Raw genomic sequence first — 13,249 nt, 5'->3', positions numbered from 1 at the left:
GCGTCGCAAGGCCTGTCACCGCGCATGACAACGTTGATGCCGAATAAAAAACGCCTCGCATGAAGCGAGGCGTCGGGCGTCCATCTTCACGCGTCCGCACACCGGACGCGCGCGATCAGATGTGCTGATCGGTCGACGGCTTTTCCCACAGATTCACGCCGCCTTCGGTCGCGAAACGATCAATCTCGGCCAGCTCTTCGGCCGAAAACTCGATGTTCTTCAGCGCCGCCACGTTCTCGCGCACCTGCTCCGCGCGGCTCGCGCCGATCAGCGCCGAGGTCACGCGGCCGCCGCGCAGCGTCCAGGCGATCGCCATCTGCGCGAGGCTCTGGCCGCGACGCTGCGCGAGTTCGTTGAGCTTGCGCACGTGCTCGATGTTCTGCGCGCTCAGATGCTCGCTCTTGAGCGAACCGCCGCCCGGACGGTTCACGCGCGCATCTTCCGGCACGCCGTTCAGATACTTGTTCGTGAGCAGGCCCTGCGCGAGCGGCGTGAACGCGATGCTGCCCGTGCCGATGTCTTCGAGCGTGTCGAGCAGATCGTGCTCGATCCAGCGGTTGAGCAGGTTGTACGACGGCTGATGAATCAGCAGCGGCACCTTGTACTCGGCCAGCAGTTTCGCCATTTCACGCGTCTTCTGCGCCGAATACGACGAGATGCCCACGTACAGCGCCTTGCCCTGCTGCACGGCCGTGGCGAGCGCGCCGGCGGTTTCTTCGAGCGGCGTTTCCACGTCGAAACGGTGCGAGTAGAAGATGTCGACGTAATCGAGGCCCATGCGCTGCAGGCTCTGGTCGAGGCTCGCGAGCACGTACTTGCGCGAGCCGCCGCCCTGGCCGTACGGACCCGGCCACATGTCCCAGCCGGCCTTCGACGAGATCAGCAGCTCGTCGCGGTACGGACGGAAATCGTCCTTGAAAATACGGCCGAAATTGGTTTCGGCGCTGCCGTACGGCGGGCCGTAATTGTTCGCGAGGTCGAAGTGCGTGACGCCGAGATCGAAGGCCGTGCGCAGAATGTCACGCTGCGTCGAAATCGGCGTGGTGTCGCCGAAGTTGTGCCACAGGCCGAGCGAGAGCGCCGGCAGCTTGAGTCCCGACTTGCCGCAAAAGCGGTATTGCATCTCCGAATAGCGTTCAGCAGCTGCTTCGTAGGCCATCGTTTGAATCCTCGACGAGAACAGGTTTTCAGGAAGTCCGGCGGCGGCGCCCGATACACGCGAATGCCGCTCCAGCAGCGGCTTGCGCCCGCTCGATACGCCGCGCGGGCTGCCATGTTAGCCAATCCGCGCGATGCGTGCAGAGGCCCATCATGTGGGATGCGAACATGGACGCCAAAGCGCGGCTCGCCTACACTGCGGCGTCCGTCCAACCCCGGGAGGTCTCTTATGATGAAAGCGGTTTCGTTCGCGCTGATCGCCTGCGGCGTGGTGCTGCTCTACTTCGGCGGCCAGTCGTTTCACTCGTTCTCGAACGACGTTTCGCGCCTCGTGACGGGCGCGCCCACCGACCGCACGATGACGTTGATCGTGGCCGGCGTGGCCGCGACCATTGCGGGCCTCACCGGTCTCGCGCTCAGCGGCCGCCGCCGCTAGCGCATCGGCTTTACATCGGCGGCACGTCTGTTTCACGAAGGGCGCGATGCGTGACGCGCGCGCCCTTTATCGTCGAACCTGCACCGTCAAACCAGCTTGACCTCGGGCTTCGAGGCCGAGCGCGAACCCGGCAGCGGCACGTTGCTCGCGCCGTGGTAGGTGTAGACGAGCGAGAACTTTACGTCGTTGCTCTGGTTCTGACCGGCCGAATGCAACGTGTTGCAGTGGAAGAACACCACGTCGCCCTTTTGCAGCGTGGGCGACATGGCCTGCTCGATCCACGCCTGATTCTCGGGCACGTCGGAGCGGAAGAACTTGGCGGCGTCGAAGCTCGACGACGTGAACGGCGCCGTATGCGAGCCCGGCACGAACCACAGGCCGCCGTTCTCGACCGTTTCCGGCCCGAGCGCGAGCCACACGGAAACGAGGTCGTCGCGCTCGAACGACCAGTAGCGCACGTCGCGATGCCAGCCCGTGAGGCTGCCGTACGCGGGATGCTTGGTCATCATGCAGTTGTGATGCACGCGCGAGAGCATCGGCTCCTCGCCGAAATACAGCTCCATCCAGCCCGCGATTTCCGGCGACGTGGCCCACGAAGCGAATTGCGGATCACGCCCATAAGCGTCGAGCAGACGCCGCACCGTATGACCGCCCGGCGCGTCTTTCGAATCCGGCGCGCCAGGATAACGCAGGTCGGCTTCGAATTCGACCGGCGCCTGCGCCGCCTTCAACTGCTCCTGCGCGGTGCGCTTGATCTCGTCGCAACGCTCGGGCGCGACGAGGCCCGGCACGACCACGAAACCGCGCTCGCGCAGCGCCTGCACCTGTTCTTTCTTTGACTGAACTGACATGAGACTTCCGTTATTCGAGGCCTGCGAAGGCTGCGCACCGAAGCGGCTCCGATGACGCGCGAGGCGCGCAGCAGCGGCGCCCCGAGGCCTGTTTGCCCGAGCCTGCGCCGTTCGCTCGATTGTAAAGCGTGCGGGCTCGGGCGGAGACAAGCGTTAGCCATCCGGATGATATGTGTGCGTGCGCAATCCCGCGCCGGCGGCGAACGTATCCGGAGCACGCCGATGGCGCACGCGCACCGCGATGGCGAGAAAGGGCGCGATGACATGCCTCTTTATTGAGCACACGCGGGTATTAACCGACTTTCTGGCGTCACGATTCGCGTGTAGTCTGCGCGCATGCAGTTTCATCGCACTTCACCTCCAATGCGCGGACGGACCGCCAGCCAGACCTTGCCCAGCAAGGCGCTCGCCTCTTCGGGCCGATCCCCGCGCTCACTCTTTCGCCTTGCGCACGCCCAGCGTCTCGCCGCGCGAATTCCGCTATCGTGACTTCCCTGCAAACAGGCACGTTTGGTGCTCGAAGCATCACGTCGCGCGAGGCGCACACCGAACCCGATTCCGCACACGCCATGCATACCCTTTTCGATACTCGCCGTATGACTCGCGCCGCACTGAAGGCCGCGCGCCCCCGCCGTCATGTCGTCCGCGCGCTGCGCCATCACGCCGCACGCACGCACGCGCTCGCCCAGCACGTGCGTGAAGCGCGCCCCGTCGACGGCATGCGCGCCTGGTTCCACGCGTTCTTCTCGGTGCTGCGTCAGCGCGCCGGTTCGCGCCACTTCTCGCTGCGCACGCTGCTCTATCGTCCGAACACGACGCTGCGCACGCTCGCCGCGCCCTCGACCGTCCATACGGCGCGCAACACGCGCCGGCCGCGCCGCATGGGCGCGAGCAGCGAAGGCTGGTTCGGTTTCGCGATGCGTTAAAAGACACGCGCAGAAAAACAAAACCCCGCACGGGCGCGAGCCCTGCGGGGTTTTTCATGGCGCGTGCGACGCCGCTTGTGCGGCATCGAACGACGCAGCGTGCTTACGCCAGCGCGACGACGGGTTCCGTGCCGGCGGCTTCAGCCAGCGCGAGCGCCTTGTCGGTGGCTTCCCACGAGAATTCCGGCTCTTCGCGGCCGAAGTGGCCGTAAGCAGCGGTCTTTTCGTAGATCGGACGCAGCAGGTCGAGCATCTGGATGATGCCCTTCGGACGCAGGTCGAAGTGTTCGCGCACGAGCTTCGTGATGGTCGCGTCCGAAACCTTGCCGGTGCCGAACGTGTTGACCATGACCGAGGTCGGCTCGGCCACGCCGATCGCGTACGAGACCTGAATCAGGCAGCGCGACGCGAGGCCGGCGGCCACGATGTTCTTCGCGACGTAACGGCCGGCGTAGGCAGCCGAACGGTCGACCTTCGACGGATCCTTGCCCGAGAACGCGCCGCCGCCGTGCGGAGCTGCGCCGCCGTACGTGTCGACGATGATCTTGCGGCCCGTGAGACCGCAGTCGCCTTGCGGGCCACCGATCACGAAACGGCCGGTCGGGTTCACGAGGAACTTGATGTCGCCCTTGATCAGGTCGGCCGGCAGGACGGGCTTGATGACTTCTTCGATCACGGCTTCGCGCAGCGTGCCGAGGTCGATGTCCGGCGAGTGCTGCGTGGACAGCACGACCGTGTCGATCGCGTGCGGCTTGCCGTCGACGTAGCGCACGGTGACCTGCGACTTCGCGTCCGGACGCAGCCAGGGCAGACGGCCGTCGCGGCGCAGGTTCGACTGGCGCTCGACCAGACGGTGCGAAAGGTGGATCGGCAGCGGCATCAGCTCGGGCGTTTCGTCGCACGCATAACCGAACATCAGGCCCTGGTCGCCCGCACCTTGATCGAGATTGTTGTCGTGCGCGCGGTCCACGCCCTGGGCGATGTCCGGCGACTGCTTGTCGTAGGCGACGAGCACCGCGCAGCCGCGGTAGTCGATGCCGTAGTCGGTGTTGTCGTAGCCGATGCGCTTGATCGTGTCGCGCGCGACCTGGATGTAATCGACGTTGGCCGTGGTGGTGATTTCACCGGCGAGCACGACGAGACCCGTGTTGCAGAGCGTTTCCGCTGCAACGCGCGAGTATTTGTCTTGCGTAAGGATGGCGTCGAGAATCGCGTCCGAGATCTGGTCGGCGACCTTGTCCGGATGGCCTTCCGAAACGGATTCGGAGGTGAAGAAATAATCGTTTGCCACGTGTAAGGCTCCTTGTAGCTGGTGACGGTGGTACTCACGTTGCCAGCTTCGGGCCTCGAAGCGGCGACGCTTTAGCGGATTACCGGACCGGCGCGCCTGCAGATCGGTCGAAAAGAACGATGTGCGGCAAACCGGCTTCGCCCCGCAAGTTGTCAGTTAACTCGGCGAAGCCCGTATTATAGCGACTTCCCTAATTTGTCGCAGAGTCGCCGCGCGTGTTGTCAATCGCCTTCTCCAGTTCGTTTACGCCAGTCTTGGGAGCCGCATCATGCTCGGCAAGCTAGGCTCCCGTTTCGCCATCGGCCTGCTCAAGCTGTTCGCGATCTTGCCCTATGGCTTCGTCGCGCGCCTCGGCGACGGCCTTGGCTGGCTGCTTTATCAGATCCCGAGCCGCCGCAAGCGCGTCGTGCACACCAATCTGCGCCTGTGCTTCCCCGAGTGGAGCGACGAGAAGCGCGAGGACGTGGCGGGCAAGCATTTCCGCCAGGCCATCCGCAGCTATATGGAGCGCAGCGTGCAGTGGTTCGGCTCGGCGAAGAAGCTCGAAAAGCTGATCCAGCTCGACAGCGAAGTCGATCTCACCGATCCCGATCTGCCGCCCACGCTGTTCCTCGGCCTGCATTTCGTGGGGATCGAGGCGGGGTCGATGTTCCTGAACTACTCGCTGCATCGCCCGTGCGGCTCGCTGTATCAGCCGTTCTCGAACCCCGAGTTCGAAGCCGCCGCGAAAGCCGGCCGCAGCCGCTTCGGCGCCGAAATGGTCAGCCGCGCGGACAGCGCGCGCGCCGTGCTGCGCTGGCTGCGCGACCGCAAGCCCGTGATGCTCGGCGCCGACATGGACTACGGCATGCGCAATTCCACCTTCGTGCCCTTCTTCGGCGTGCCCGCGTGCACGCTCACGGCGGTCGGGCGTCTCGCGAAAGTGGGCCATGCGCAGGTCGTGCCGTTCATCGGCGAGGTGCTGCCCAATTACAAAGGTTATCGGCTGAAAATCTTCAAACCTTGGGACAATTACCCGACCGGCAACGACGAGGAAGACGCGCGCCGCATGAACGCCTTCCTCGAAGAGCAGATTCCGCGCATTCCCGAGCAGTATTACTGGGTGCACAAGCGCTTCAAGACGCGGCCGCCCGGCGAACCGAGCGTCTACTCGTAAGCGTCTCGCCACGACCGAAGGCGCGCGGGCGCGGGTCCGCGCGTCGCTTACAATAACGGCATGAAACTCAAATTCACCAAGATGCACGGCGCGGGCAACGACTTCGTCGTGCTCGACGGCTACAGCGAAGACCTCGCGCTCACGCCCGAGCGCGTGCGCGCGCTCGCCGACCGCCACTTCGGCGTCGGCGCCGATCAGTTGCTGCTGGTCGAAAAGCCGACCGTCGACGGCGTCGACTTCCGCTATCGCATCTTCAATTGCGACGGCGGCGAGGTCGAGCATTGCGGCAACGGCGCGCGCTGCTTCGTGAAATTCGTGCGCGATCGCAAGCTCACCACGGCGGACCGCATCCGCGTGCAGGTGCAGAACGGCATCATCTCGCCCGCCATGCAGCCGAACGGCGAAGTCGTGGTCGACATGGGCAGCCCGGTGTTCGAACCGGCGCGTCTGCCGTTCGACGCGAGCGGTCTCGAAGGCCGCCGCGAAGGCAACGACACGCTCTGGCCGATCGACGTGAACGGCGAGACGCGCTGGATCTCGGCCGTGTCGATGGGCAATCCCCATGCGGTGCAGGTGGTCGATGACGTCGAGGCGTATCCGGTGCTCACGGAAGGTCCGCTCGTCGAAACGCATGCGCGCTTCCCGAACAAGGTCAACGCCGGTTTCATGGAAATCGTGTCGCGCACCGAAGTGCGTCTGCGCGTGTTCGAGCGCAGCGCGGGCGAAACGCTCGCGTGCGGCACGGGTGCGTGCGCGGCGGTGGCGGCGGGCATTCGCCGCGGTCTGCTCGATACGCCCGTGAAGGTGCACACGCACGGCGGCACGCTCACGATCGACTGGGACGGCGCGCGCGACGAAAACGCGTCGCTCTTCATGGCCGGTCCGGCCACGACCGTCTTCGAAGGCGAGATCGAGCTGACGGTCTGAGTCGGCTCGGGCCGCCCGAGCCACTGCGGCACACGCAACACCCATCGGCAGTACACATCAGAAGCACCGCAGCATCGCATCACGCATGGCGCGCCGCCGCGCGCCGCTTCTTCACCGAAAGCGTCTACAACATGAACGATCGCGAAGTCGCCGACTACCTGCTCGCCCACCCCGATTTCTTCGTCGAGCACGCCGAACTGCTGGCGACGATCAAGCTCGGCAATCCGCACGGCAAGGCCGCCGTGTCGCTGCAGGAGCGCCAGATGGAAATGCTGCGCGAAAAGAACAAGCACCTCGAACTGCGCCTCGCCGAGCTGCTGCGCTACGGCCACGAGAACGACGGCATCGCCGCGCGCTTCGTGCGCTGGACTTCGCAGGTGGTCGCCGAGCGCGATCCGCATGCGCTGCCGCGCACGATCGCCGGGCAATTGCGCGCCGAATTCGACGTGCCGCTCGCGGCCCTGCGCGTCTGGGACGTCGCCGACGCCTATGCGCAAGCGGACTTCGCGAAGCACACGGGCGAGGAAGTGCGCCTGTTCGCCAACAGCCTCGACGTGCCGTATTGCGGCGCGAACACCGGCTTCGAAGCCGCGCAGTGGCTCGCCGCCGCGCCGGGCGCCGAAGGCGAGGAGCAGCCGACGCAGTCGGTCGCGATCGTCGCGCTGCGCCGCCGCGCGAACGACGAGGAAGGCGACCCGAGCGGCGACGCGTTCGGGCTGATCGTGCTCGGCTCGCCCGATCCGCGCCGCTTCCACGACGGCATGGCCACCGATTTCCTGCGCCAGATCGGCACGCTCGCGAGCGCGGCGCTCTCGCGCCTGCTGCCGCACTGACGCAGCCGCACTGAATTCGCACTGAAGCCGTGAACGCGCCCGATCCGATCGCCGACTACCTTGCCGAGCTCGAGCACGTGCGCCGCCTGTCGGCGCACACGCTGCGCGCCTACGCGCACGAACTCGACGAGCTGAAGACGCTCGCCAAGGGCCGGCCGCTCGAACGCGTCGAAGCCGCCGAGGTGCGCGGCGCGGTGGCGCGCGCGCACGCGGGCGGCCTCGCGGCGCGCTCGATCGCGCACCGGCTGTCGGCGTGGCGCGCGTTCTATCGCTGGTATGCGGGGCGTGTCGAGCTCGACGCAAATCCCGTCGCCGCCGTGCGTGCGCCCAAGCGCGCGAAGACGCTGCCCAAGGCGCTGTCCGTCGACGACGCCACGCGCCTCATGGAGGCGCCGAATCCCGCGAGCACAGGCGCGGACAGCCTCGAAACGCTGCGCGACCACGCGATGCTCGAACTGTTTTACTCGTCGGGCCTGCGCCTCGCGGAACTGGTCGGACTCGACGTGCGCTACATCCGCCGCGACGGTTACGAGTCGTCGAGCTGGTTCAAGCGCGACGCCGCCGAAGTCGAAGTGCACGGCAAGGGCAACCGCCATCGCGTCGTGCCGGTCGGCAGCAAGGCGCTCGCCGCGCTCGACGCCTGGCTCGCGGTGCGCGACGCCTGGATCAAGCACGACGACGCGCCGCTGTTCGTCTCCGTGCGCGGCAACCGCATGGCGCCGGGCGTGGTGCGCGAGCGCGTCAAGCGCGCGGCGCTCGCGGCGGGCATTCCGGCGAACGTGCATCCGCACGTGCTGCGGCACTCGTTCGCCACGCATCTGCTGCAATCGAGCGGCGATCTGCGCGCCGTGCAGGAACTGCTGGGCCATGCGAGCATTTCGGCCACGCAGGTCTACACGTCGCTCGATTTCCAGCATCTCGCCAAGGTCTACGACAACGCCCATCCACGCGCGAAGAAGCGCGATTAGGGGCAATCAGACGGAGGCAATCAAGCGGCCTCCGCCGCGACCGGCCCGAACACTCCGGCGCGCGCGTGATCCTGAGCGACACGCGGCGCGCCCGCAAGCGGCAGGCGCAACGCCCGCCGCCGCATCACCTTTAGCGAAGCCATCATGAATATCGTCACCCTCAAGCCGTCGAAAGAAAAATCCCTGCTGCGCCGCCATCCCTGGGTCTACGCGAACGCGATCGACCGCGTCGAAGGCAAGCCCGCGTCCGGCGCCACGGTGATCGTGCGCGCCCACGACGGCCGCTTCCTCGCGCGCGCCGCCTACAGCCCGCATTCGCAGATCCGCGCGCGCGTCTGGAGCTTCGACGAAAGCGAACCCATCGACCACGCGTTCTTCAAGCGCCGCGTGCAGCGCGCGCTCGCCCATCGTCAGGCGATGGTGCGCGACACCGGCGCCGTGCGTCTGATCTTCGGCGAGGCGGACGGTCTGCCCGGCCTGATCGTCGACTGGTACACCGAAGACGTCGCGCAGAACCCGCGCGGCCAGCTCGTCTGCCAGTTCATGGCGGCGGGCGTCGAGGCGTGGAAGGAGGCGATCGTCAACGCGCTGACCTCGGCGACCGGCTGCCCGAACGTCTACGAGCGCTCGGACGTCTCGATCCGCGACAAGGAAGGGCTCGAACAGATCACCGGCCTGCTCGCCGGCGACGAACCGCCCGAAACGATCATCGCGAACGAAAACGGCGTGCGTTATCACGTCGACGTGCGCAACGGCCACAAGACCGGTTTCTATGTCGATCAGCGCGACAACCGCGCGCTCGTGCAGACCTGTGCGCAAGACCGCGACGTGCTCAACTGCTTCTGCTACACGGGCGGCTTCTCGCTCGCGGCGATGAAGGGCGGCGCGAAACGCGTGGTGTCGATCGACTCGTCGGGCGAGGCGCTGAACACCGCGCAGAAGAACGTGCAGGCCAACGGCTTCGACGCCGGGCGCGCCACCTGGCTCGACGCCGACGCGTTCAAGACGCTGCGCCGTCTGCACGAAGAAGGCGAGCGCTTCGACCTCGTGGTGCTCGATCCGCCGAAGTTCGCGGCGTCGCGCGAGCACGTGGACCGCGCCGCGCGTGCCTACAAGGACATCAATCTGACCGGTTTCAAGCTGCTGCGTCCGGGCGGCCTGCTGTTCACGTATTCGTGCTCGGGCGCGATCGACGCGGAGCTGTTCCAGAAGATCGTCGCGGGCGCGGCCGCCGACGCGAAGGTCGATGCGCGCATCATCAAGCGCCTCGGCGCGGGCGTCGATCATCCGCTGCTCACGGCGTTCCCGGAAGGCGAGTATCTGAAGGGCCTGCTGTTGCAAATCGCCTGAAGCGGCCTTATCTGCGGCTGGGTTCGCGAGCGGCGCGCGCGGGCATCATCGATATGAACTCGAAGTGCGGACCCGAAGCGCGGATTCGACCCCGAATCGCCTTCGCGTCGCCCTTGAATCGAAGCCGCGCCAGCGCCCTCGCCGCAGATATGTTCCAATAGGTGGTTATGTTGTAACACCGCGAGATTCCGGCACGCGGGCGCTTGCGCCGCGCCGCCCATACGAGACACTTACCAGGCAAAGAGCATGGCAAACAGCATGATTCCCGTCACCATCCTGACCGGCTTCCTCGGCAGCGGCAAGACCACGCTGCTCAAGCGCATCCTCGGCGAAAACCACGGCATGAAGATCGCCGTGATCGAGAACGAATTCGGCGAAGAGAATATCGACAACGAAATTCTCGTGCAGGACAGCAACGAGCAGATCATCCAGATGAGCAACGGCTGCATCTGCTGCACGATCCGCGGCGACCTCTCGCGCGTGCTCGCCGACCTCGCGCAGCAAAAGCGCGACGGCAAGCTCGACTTCGAGCGCGTCGTGATCGAGACCACGGGCCTCGCGAATCCGGGTCCGGTCGCGCAGACCTTCTTCATGGATAACGAGATCGCCGACGAATTCCTGCTCGACGCGATCATCACGCTGGTCGACGCCAAGCACGGCAACAAGCAGCTCGACGAGCACGAAGTGGTGCAGCGCCAGGTCGGTTTCGCCGACCGCCTGTTCATCACGAAGGCCGACCTCGTCGACGCGAAGGAAGTCGCCGACCTGCGTCACCGCGTGCTGCACATGAACCCGAAGGCGCAGGTGCGCGAGGTGAATTTCGGCGAAGCGGACATCAAGGAAGTGTTCGATCTGCGCGGCTTCAACCTGAACGCCAAGCTCGAAATCGATCCCGACTTCCTCGCCGAAGACGAGCACGACCACGCGCACGATCATCACGATCACGGCCATGAACACGGCCACGGCCACGAGCACGGCGACCACGCCGATTGCGATCACGACCACGGCAAGTGCACGCACGAAGGCCACGACCACGGCCATCACCACCACCATGCGCACCACGACGACAAGATCAAGTCGTTCGTCTACCGCAGCGACAAGCCGTTCGATCCGAACCGCCTCGAGGACTTCCTCGGCGGCATCCTGCAGATCTACGGCGAGCGCCTGCTGCGCTACAAGGGCGTGCTCTACATGAAGGGCGTGGACCGCAAGGTGGTGTTCCAGGGCGTGCACCAGATGATGGGCAGCGACCTCGCGGCCAAGTGGCTGCCGGTCGAGAAGAAGACCAGCAAGATGGTGTTCATCGGTATCGAACTGCCGCAGGACCTGATCACCGACGGCCTCGACGCCTGCCTCGTGAAGTAAGCGACGCGCGCTGAATGCGACGCCCGGCTTCGCGCCGGGCGTTTTTGTTTGTGCGCGCCACGATCGTCTGGCGAACGAAGGCCTGACAGCGCGCGAGTTCACGGCCGGCGCCAGCGAAAACCCGCTCGCAAGTGCGCCTAACGCGCCTCCTGGCGGCCTCAAAAGCGCCTTTCCGGCGCCGATTCACGCATCGAGCGTCAAATAACGTACCCGACCATCGCTTTTTCACGATTGGCGCGTTATATTTTCTGGATATCGACCGCCAGACGAATGCCGCCGACGCAGGGATTTCCCGCTTGCGGCGCGAGTTTGCGGTTCGGTTACAATACGGCCCCACTGGAAGACAGGGCGCCCGCCGGAAATAGCTCGATAAGCTATCCGGAAAAAACGCGCCTCCCCGGCCGCGCATCGCGTCGCAGCGCGCAGCCGGTACGAAATATGCCTCAGGAGCATCTGAAGAACGGTTTCCAGAGGAGTTCGGCCCCGCAGCGGCGCTCAGGCGTCACCGACAATGCACCGTCGTGCCCGCCAGCGCGCAGTTTGACGCGCGAGCAGCGCGCGCCAAACGTGGTCAAAGCCACTGCGGGCAACACCCAAGTGCAGGCAAGATGTGCCAGTTTTGCCTCACTCATTGAAGAAGCAAGCCAGATGACGACGAAACGACTCTTGACCGAAGCCGAAATCCTGAAGATGAGCGACAAGGATTACATGAACGAGGATCAGCTCGCCTTCTTCAAGAACCGGCTCGAACAGCTGCAGGCGGAAATCCTCCGCAATGCGGGCCAGACCACCGAGAATCTGCGCGAAACCGTGATCGTTCCCGATCCGGCCGACCGCGCGACGATCGAAGAAGAGCACGCGCTCGAACTGCGCACGCGCGACCGCGAGCGCAAGCTGCTGAAGAAGGTGCAGCAGTCGCTCGCGCGCATCGACTCCGGCGACTACGGCTGGTGCGAGGAAACGGGCGAGCCGATCGGCATCCCGCGTATGCTCGCGCGCCCGACCGCCACGCTCTCGCTCGAAGCGCAAGAGCGTCGCGAACTGCGCCAGAAGCTGTTCGGCGACTGATTGGCCGCCGGCGGCGCCGCGCGGCGCGTGCCGGATCGACTGCCTTCTTTCGAAGCGCACGGAGTCCCGTGCGCTTTTTCATTTGCGTTTCGCTTCCTCCCCGCCCGCGCTTTCCCGTTCCCTCCCTCATTGCTTCGCGCCTCGCGAACGACCTGAGCGTCACGCCGGATCGCATGCCGACACGGCTTTTCTGCGCTGTCAGACCTTGAACTGCCCGCTGCCGCCCTAAACTTCTACCGACACGCCCGCTCGCGCGCCTCGCGCCGCGTACGGCGCGTCACCGGATCCGCAAGCGCGGCGCACATGCCGCCGTGCGAAGTCCACGCAACACGCTGGCATCAACGGTAAAAAGGAACGCACATGGAGCAATATCACGGCACGACCATCGTATCGGTGCGACGCGGCGACAAGGTCGCCCTCGGCGGCGACGGTCAGGTCACCCTCGGCAACATCGTCATGAAGGGTGGCGCGAAGAAGGTGCGGCGCATCTACGGCGGCAAGGTCATGGTCGGCTTCGCCGGCGGCACCGCCGACGCGTTCTCGCTGCTCGACCGCTTCGAAGCCAAGCTCGAAAAGCATCAAGGCAATCTCACCCGCGCGGCCGTCGAGCTCGCGAAGGACTGGCGCACCGACCGCATGCTGCGTCGTCTCGAAGCGATGCTGATCGCCGCCGACGCCAGCACCACGCTCGTCATCACCGGCAACGGCGACGTGCTCGATCCCGAAGAAGGCATCTGCGCCATCGGTTCGGGCGGTGCGTATGCGCAGGCCGCGGCCCGCGCGCTCATGCAGAACACCGACCTCTCGCCGCGCGAGATCGTCGAAAAATCGCTCGAAATCGCCGGCGACATGTGTATCTACACGAATCACAACCGCGTGATCGAGACGATCGAGTAAGCGTACCCAGACCGAACCGACGA

13 protein-coding genes are annotated in these 13,249 nt (G+C 65.6%); 10 read left to right on the top strand and 3 right to left on the bottom strand.

The window, feature by feature from the left end; all coding sequences use genetic code 11:
- Window positions 1–115: 115 nt before the first annotated feature.
- A complete protein-coding gene (gene mgrA, locus G5S35_RS00370) occupies window positions 116–1,159 on the bottom strand; it encodes an L-glyceraldehyde 3-phosphate reductase (RefSeq protein WP_124260919.1) in 1,044 nt (347 codons plus the stop codon).
- 228 nt (window positions 1,160–1,387) lie between these two features.
- Between mgrA and G5S35_RS00365 the strand changes: the two genes are divergently transcribed.
- Window positions 1,388–1,594 carry a DUF3185 family protein gene (locus G5S35_RS00365; RefSeq protein ID WP_065061896.1) on the top strand — a complete coding sequence of 69 codons (207 nt, stop codon included), beginning with the start codon at window positions 1,388–1,390 and terminating at the stop codon, window positions 1,592–1,594.
- 86 nt (window positions 1,595–1,680) lie between these two features.
- On the opposite strand, the gene G5S35_RS00360 is transcribed toward G5S35_RS00365, so the two are convergent.
- A complete protein-coding gene (locus G5S35_RS00360; protein WP_183038450.1) occupies window positions 1,681–2,445 on the bottom strand; it encodes a phytanoyl-CoA dioxygenase family protein in 765 nt (254 codons plus the stop codon).
- Window positions 2,446–3,014: 569 nt separating this feature from the next.
- On the opposite strand from G5S35_RS00360, the gene G5S35_RS00355 reads away from it, so the two are divergent.
- Window positions 3,015–3,371 (top strand): hypothetical protein, encoded by a 357-nt coding sequence (locus G5S35_RS00355; RefSeq protein WP_065061893.1) that lies wholly within the window; start codon window positions 3,015–3,017, stop codon window positions 3,369–3,371.
- A gap of 103 nt (window positions 3,372–3,474) precedes the next feature.
- On the opposite strand, the gene metK is transcribed toward G5S35_RS00355, so the two are convergent.
- Window positions 3,475–4,662 (bottom strand): methionine adenosyltransferase, encoded by a 1,188-nt coding sequence (gene metK, locus G5S35_RS00350; RefSeq protein ID WP_065061891.1) that lies wholly within the window; start codon window positions 4,660–4,662, stop codon window positions 3,475–3,477.
- Window positions 4,663–4,930: 268 nt separating this feature from the next.
- On the opposite strand from metK, the gene G5S35_RS00345 reads away from it, so the two are divergent.
- From G5S35_RS00345 to hslV, 8 genes are all read left to right on the top strand, one after another.
- The gene (locus G5S35_RS00345) at window positions 4,931–5,818 is read left to right on the top strand and encodes a lipid A biosynthesis lauroyl acyltransferase (RefSeq protein WP_065061889.1); all 888 of its coding nucleotides are present in this window, start codon (window positions 4,931–4,933) and stop codon (window positions 5,816–5,818) included.
- Between the two features lie 60 nt (window positions 5,819–5,878).
- Window positions 5,879–6,745 (top strand): diaminopimelate epimerase, encoded by an 867-nt coding sequence (dapF, locus tag G5S35_RS00340; RefSeq protein WP_065061887.1) that lies wholly within the window; start codon window positions 5,879–5,881, stop codon window positions 6,743–6,745.
- 131 nt (window positions 6,746–6,876) lie between these two features.
- Complete coding sequence (locus tag G5S35_RS00335) at window positions 6,877–7,578, top strand: DUF484 family protein (RefSeq protein WP_074982938.1); 702 nt, start codon at window positions 6,877–6,879, stop codon at window positions 7,576–7,578.
- 29 nt (window positions 7,579–7,607) lie between these two features.
- Complete coding sequence (gene xerC / locus G5S35_RS00330; protein WP_176079467.1) at window positions 7,608–8,546, top strand: tyrosine recombinase XerC; 939 nt, start codon at window positions 7,608–7,610, stop codon at window positions 8,544–8,546.
- A gap of 144 nt (window positions 8,547–8,690) precedes the next feature.
- Window positions 8,691–9,896, top strand: coding sequence for a class I SAM-dependent rRNA methyltransferase (locus G5S35_RS00325; protein ID WP_065061881.1), 1,206 nt, complete (start codon window positions 8,691–8,693; stop codon window positions 9,894–9,896).
- Window positions 9,897–10,154: 258 nt separating this feature from the next.
- Window positions 10,155–11,261, top strand: a complete 1,107-nt coding sequence (locus G5S35_RS00320) for a CobW family GTP-binding protein (protein ID WP_181440923.1) — start codon at window positions 10,155–10,157, stop codon at window positions 11,259–11,261.
- A gap of 648 nt (window positions 11,262–11,909) precedes the next feature.
- Window positions 11,910–12,329, top strand: a complete 420-nt coding sequence (gene dksA, locus G5S35_RS00315) for an RNA polymerase-binding protein DksA (protein ID WP_065061877.1) — start codon at window positions 11,910–11,912, stop codon at window positions 12,327–12,329.
- A 360-nt stretch (window positions 12,330–12,689) separates the two neighbouring features.
- Window positions 12,690–13,226 (top strand): ATP-dependent protease subunit HslV, encoded by a 537-nt coding sequence (gene hslV / locus G5S35_RS00310; protein WP_065061875.1) that lies wholly within the window; start codon window positions 12,690–12,692, stop codon window positions 13,224–13,226.
- Window positions 13,227–13,249: the final 23 nt, after the last annotated feature.

This window comes from Paraburkholderia tropica (assembly GCF_014171495.1).
Classification (GTDB): domain Bacteria; phylum Pseudomonadota; class Gammaproteobacteria; order Burkholderiales; family Burkholderiaceae; genus Paraburkholderia; species Paraburkholderia tropica.
This window is presented reverse-complemented; position numbering and strand designations above follow the sequence as displayed.

Excerpts from the sequence above, each read along its gene's own strand:
- hslV (WP_065061875.1), top strand. The coding sequence starts at position 12,690 with ATGGAGCAATATCACGGCACGACCATCGTATCGGTGCGACGCGGCGAC.
- G5S35_RS00360 (WP_183038450.1), bottom strand. The coding sequence starts at position 2,445 with ATGTCAGTTCAGTCAAAGAAAGAACAGGTGCAGGCGCTGCGCGAGCGC.
- dapF (WP_065061887.1), top strand. The coding sequence starts at position 5,879 with ATGAAACTCAAATTCACCAAGATGCACGGCGCGGGCAACGACTTCGTC.
- dksA (WP_065061877.1), top strand. The coding sequence starts at position 11,910 with ATGACGACGAAACGACTCTTGACCGAAGCCGAAATCCTGAAGATGAGC.
- G5S35_RS00325 (WP_065061881.1), top strand. The coding sequence starts at position 8,691 with ATGAATATCGTCACCCTCAAGCCGTCGAAAGAAAAATCCCTGCTGCGC.
- G5S35_RS00345 (WP_065061889.1), top strand. The coding sequence starts at position 4,931 with ATGCTCGGCAAGCTAGGCTCCCGTTTCGCCATCGGCCTGCTCAAGCTG.
- G5S35_RS00355 (WP_065061893.1), top strand. The coding sequence starts at position 3,015 with ATGCATACCCTTTTCGATACTCGCCGTATGACTCGCGCCGCACTGAAG.
- G5S35_RS00365 (WP_065061896.1), top strand. The coding sequence starts at position 1,388 with ATGATGAAAGCGGTTTCGTTCGCGCTGATCGCCTGCGGCGTGGTGCTG.
- G5S35_RS00335 (WP_074982938.1), top strand. The coding sequence starts at position 6,877 with ATGAACGATCGCGAAGTCGCCGACTACCTGCTCGCCCACCCCGATTTC.
- mgrA (WP_124260919.1), bottom strand. The coding sequence starts at position 1,159 with ATGGCCTACGAAGCAGCTGCTGAACGCTATTCGGAGATGCAATACCGC.
- G5S35_RS00320 (WP_181440923.1), top strand. The coding sequence starts at position 10,155 with ATGATTCCCGTCACCATCCTGACCGGCTTCCTCGGCAGCGGCAAGACC.